The organism is Candidatus Polarisedimenticolia bacterium (assembly GCA_035764505.1).
Taxonomy (GTDB): domain Bacteria; phylum Acidobacteriota; class Polarisedimenticolia; order Gp22-AA2; family AA152; genus AA152.
Genome location: DASTZC010000148.1, coordinates 1 through 3,736 on the forward strand (window position 1 = coordinate 1; position 3,736 = coordinate 3,736).

Annotated in this window: 4 protein-coding genes; 3 read left to right on the forward strand and 1 reads right to left on the reverse strand. The window is 63.6% G+C overall.

The features are described from left to right. The 3 genes from VFW45_10155 to VFW45_10165 all read left to right on the forward strand — a co-directional run. The coding region (locus VFW45_10155) for a DMT family transporter (GenBank protein ID HEU5181147.1) at positions 1-532 on the forward strand (532 nt) is incomplete at its 5' end. Positions 533-720: 188 nt separating this feature from the next. Continuing rightward, positions 721-1,791: a hypothetical protein gene (locus VFW45_10160; GenBank protein ID HEU5181148.1), complete on the forward strand. Its 1,071-nt coding sequence runs from the start codon at positions 721-723 to the stop codon at positions 1,789-1,791. Positions 1,792-1,835: 44 nt separating this feature from the next. Beyond that, positions 1,836-2,294, forward strand: coding sequence for a VOC family protein (locus tag VFW45_10165; protein ID HEU5181149.1), 459 nt, complete (start codon positions 1,836-1,838; stop codon positions 2,292-2,294). 84 nt (positions 2,295-2,378) lie between these two features. On the opposite strand, the gene VFW45_10170 is transcribed toward VFW45_10165, so the two are convergent. Next, positions 2,379-3,736, reverse strand: a 1,358-nt coding sequence (locus VFW45_10170) for a hypothetical protein (GenBank protein HEU5181150.1), incomplete at its 5' end; no start/stop codon positions are given.

Sequence of the window (3,736 nt, forward strand, 5' to 3'; positions counted from 1 at the left end):
GGCACCTTTCATCGGTCTCGTTCACGAGGCTCACATGACCCACCCGGCCCCTGCCCGTCGTCTCGGCCTGGACATGAACGATTTGGGGCTCCTCGCCGTCGTGCTGATCTGGGGGCTGAACCTTCCGCTGGTCAAGATAGCGCTGGTCCAGGTGGACCCGATGGCCTTCAATGGGGTGCGCTTTTCCCTGGCGATCCTGACCTTGCTCCTGTTGCTTCGATGGTACGGCGAGACCTACAGGACGACGGTCAGCGACGGATGGAAGCTCGCCGGTTTAGGCCTGCTCGGGCAGACCGCCTATCAGATCTGCTTCATCGAGGGGCTCGCCAGGACCACCGCATCGCACACCGCGCTCATCTTCGGCGTCACGCCGGTTCTCGTCGCTTTCCTGACCTTCATGCTTGGCCATGAGCACGTGCCGCCCCTGGCCTGGGCGGGAGCGGTGCTGGCGTTCGCAGGCGAGTACATCATCATTGCCGGCAAGCCGCCCGTGGAAGGCCCCCTGCCGACGCTGCAAGGCGACCTCTCCTGAAAGCATCGAAAAAAGAGCACCCGTATAGCCGACCCGGAAGACAATCGCAACGTCGATCAAGGTCTCCAGGACCCCGCCTGTCGCGCAGCTCGGCATAACCCTCCGGCCCTCTGAGCCAGCAGCCGGGACTGCATGGAAACATCCCGCCCGCGACCTTCGTATATCAGGCAGTCCTGAGGAGGAGAACGATGCCCCCCCGCTCGTTCCCGGCGCTGGGTGCGCCCTTTTTGAAGCCGGTCCTGATTGCCCCCGTCCTGTTCGTTCTTGCCATCGGAATCCCCTTCGCCGACGAAGAGAAGGCCCCACCCGGCTCCGCGGTCGCCAAGATCCGCAGCGACGCGGAGGAGCTGCAGCCCCTGGTGAAGACCGCCTGGGTCAAGGATTTCCTGAAGGAGACGGTGCGGCTGCCACCCATCCAGCCGCGCAAGCTGTTCTTCAACGAGGCGAAGACCCGCTATTACACGGCGGAGGAGGCGGAAAAGCTCTCGGAGGCGCTGCAGTTCGGCGTGATTTCAAAGGAATTCGACGAGGATTTCTATTACAACACGCGCTACGGCACTCCCCTGGCCTATGCGCGGCCACTAGATCTGCTCGGCGAGGTTGGGTTCGAGCCGCGCGGCAGGAAGATCCTGGACTTCGGCTACGGCGGCATCGGCCAGCTGCGGCTGTTGGCCAGCATCGGCGCCGATGTGGTCGGTGTCGAGGTCGACCCTCTCAGCCGGGCACTGTACAGCTGGCCGCAGGACCAGGGCACCATCAAGGGGCTCAACGGCACCCAGGGGACGCTGCACCTCGTGAATGGGCGCTTTCCCGCGGAGGAAGCGGTGAGTCTCGATGTCGGGGTTGGCTACGACCTGGTCATCTCGAAGAACGTCCTGAAACGAGGCTACATCCATCCTGAGAAGCCGGTGCCCGACAAGCAGCGCGTGATTCTCGGGGTAGACGACGAGACCTACGTGAAGACTCTTTACGCGATTCTCAAGCCCGGAGGCCGCGTCCTGATCTATAACCTCTCCCCCGCACAGAATCCGCCCGACAAGCCCTACATCCCCTGGGCCGACGGCCGCTCCCCGTTTCCGACGGCGCTCTGGAAGTCGGCAGGCTTCCGTGTGATCGAGTTCGATCGCGACGATTCCGCGATGGCGCGCAAGATGGCCCATGCGCTGGGATGGGACGAGGGCGAGCAGCCGATGAGCCTCGAGAAGGATCTGTTCGCCCACTACACGCTGGTGGAGAAGCCCAAGGGGAAGAAGAGCTAACTCGGTGCCGGCACCGCCGCTTCCCCCATGCTAGGATCCCGCCCATGAAAATCTTCGGAGCGCACGTTCTTCTCTACAGCCTCGACCCCGGTGCCGATCGGGAGTTCTTCCGCGATGTCCTCGAGCTGCGAGGCGTCGACGCCGGCCATGGCTGGATGATCTTCGCCCTGCCGCCCGCCGAGGTCGCCGTCCACCCCATCGAGGGCGATGCGCCGAGAAGCATCGGCGACCCGCCGATGCTCGGAGGCCATCTCTACCTCATGTGCGATGACCTGAAAGCCGTCATCGCAGCCCTGAAGTCCAAGAAGATAAAGTACTCGCCCATCCTGAAGGCTCCGTGGGGCAGCTACACCACCATTCGCCTCCCCAGCGGCGGCCACATCGGCCTCTACCAGCCGAGCCATCCGGTCGCCATCAAACGCAAGGCGGCGCGCCCCGAATCGTCCAAGCCGGACCGCATCGGCTCCTCGAAGACCACAGAAAAAAAGCGGGGACGGAAGTAGTCGTCCCGTTTCGTTGCCCAAATAAAGGAAAGGCCGTGGAGCCGAGCCCCACGGCCTTCCTTCACTACCCACCCAAGTCAAAGCTTATGGAACAATGATCCCCAGGTAGTCGATGTTCACCTTGTCCAGGCCCGTACCGCTCGTCTGGTTGGTGTCCTGGATCTTGATGTAGATGGTCGACCCGGGTGCCGTCCCGTTGAAGCTCGCAGTGAGACCACCTGCCGGATCGAAGCCTTTGTCGATAACCGCCCCCGCGATGTCGGTGAAGGTACCTGGCGAGCCCCCCACGTCCGGCGCCCAGGAAAACTTGAAGTTGTCACTCTCGTTGTTGCTCGGCCGATTGCCCTCGAACCGCAAGGTCCAGCAACCGGATGGAACGTTGATGAATTTCCAGATGTGGCTCAGCTTCGAGACGCCTCCGACGAGAGCCTCCTTGAGGACCTCGTTGGAGTTGTCGGAAACCCGGGTGTTCACCACGCTGCCGGAGAAAATGGTGCCCCAGATCGTCTGATGGTCGGTGCTCGCGGTGACTTCCGGATTCGGAGGCGGCACCGTGGTGGTCGGCGTCACGCACACGCAGTTGGAGCTGGCCCCTGCGCATTTGTCGGTGGTGCCGGCCGGCATGACGCTGTAGCAGTAGGGACGACCCTCCGCCACCTCTGTGTCGGTAAAGGTCCGGGTGGTTCCCGAAAGCGTCGCGATGCGGGTCCGACCCGAGTCGCACCCCGCCTGGCCGTCGGTCTTGAAGACCCAGTAATTGCTCGCCGCGGTATCGGCGCTCCAGCACATGTCCGCCTTCAGCGCTCCGCCCTTCGCCACGAAGGTCGGAGCAAGGGTCGGCCCGCCGGAGCAGCCTCCATTCATGATGGGAGCCGGAGCGCTGCAGGCGATGCTGTGCCGGCTGAAGGCGTTGTAGATGGCCGTCATGTGGGGCGTGCCGTCGAACAGGTTGCCGTTGTCATCGTCGGCGGTGATCCACTGGATATAGCCGCTGTCGCCGTTGCAGCCGTCGGCGAGCGCGCCACAGGAACAGGTATACCAGGAGCCGATATTCGCGCTCCCCTGGTAGAAGAGGCGGCTGGCGATGTTGTAGGCGGTGGCGCTGTCATAGTTGAAAGGGGTGATGGGGAAATCCCGGTTCACCAGATCCCACGCGGCCTGGTTGATCGGCGCGGTTTCGCAGTGGGCCTCCCTGCCACAAGGGCCTCCAAAAGCCGAAGTGCCGCAGCTCGTGCAGACGAAGTTCTGGGGAGTGTCCGGACCGGTCGGATTGTGCTTGCCGTAATCCGCCTCCCGGACTCCCGAGCAATCGGTGGCGCAATGCAGCGGGCCGTTGTCGCCGTCGTTCTGACGCACGTTGTACCCGGTCCCGTCGAGCGTCGAACCGCAGCCCTCCGAGGCGTTGCCGATGACATGGGTGGCCCAGCCGTAACCGATGCACG

Bases quoted from the DNA above. Each gene is read 5' to 3' on its own strand.
- VFW45_10160 (HEU5181148.1), top strand. From the start codon at position 721: ATGCCCCCCCGCTCGTTCCCGGCGCTGGGTGCGCCCTTTTTGAAGCCG.
- VFW45_10165 (HEU5181149.1), top strand. From the start codon at position 1,836: ATGAAAATCTTCGGAGCGCACGTTCTTCTCTACAGCCTCGACCCCGGT.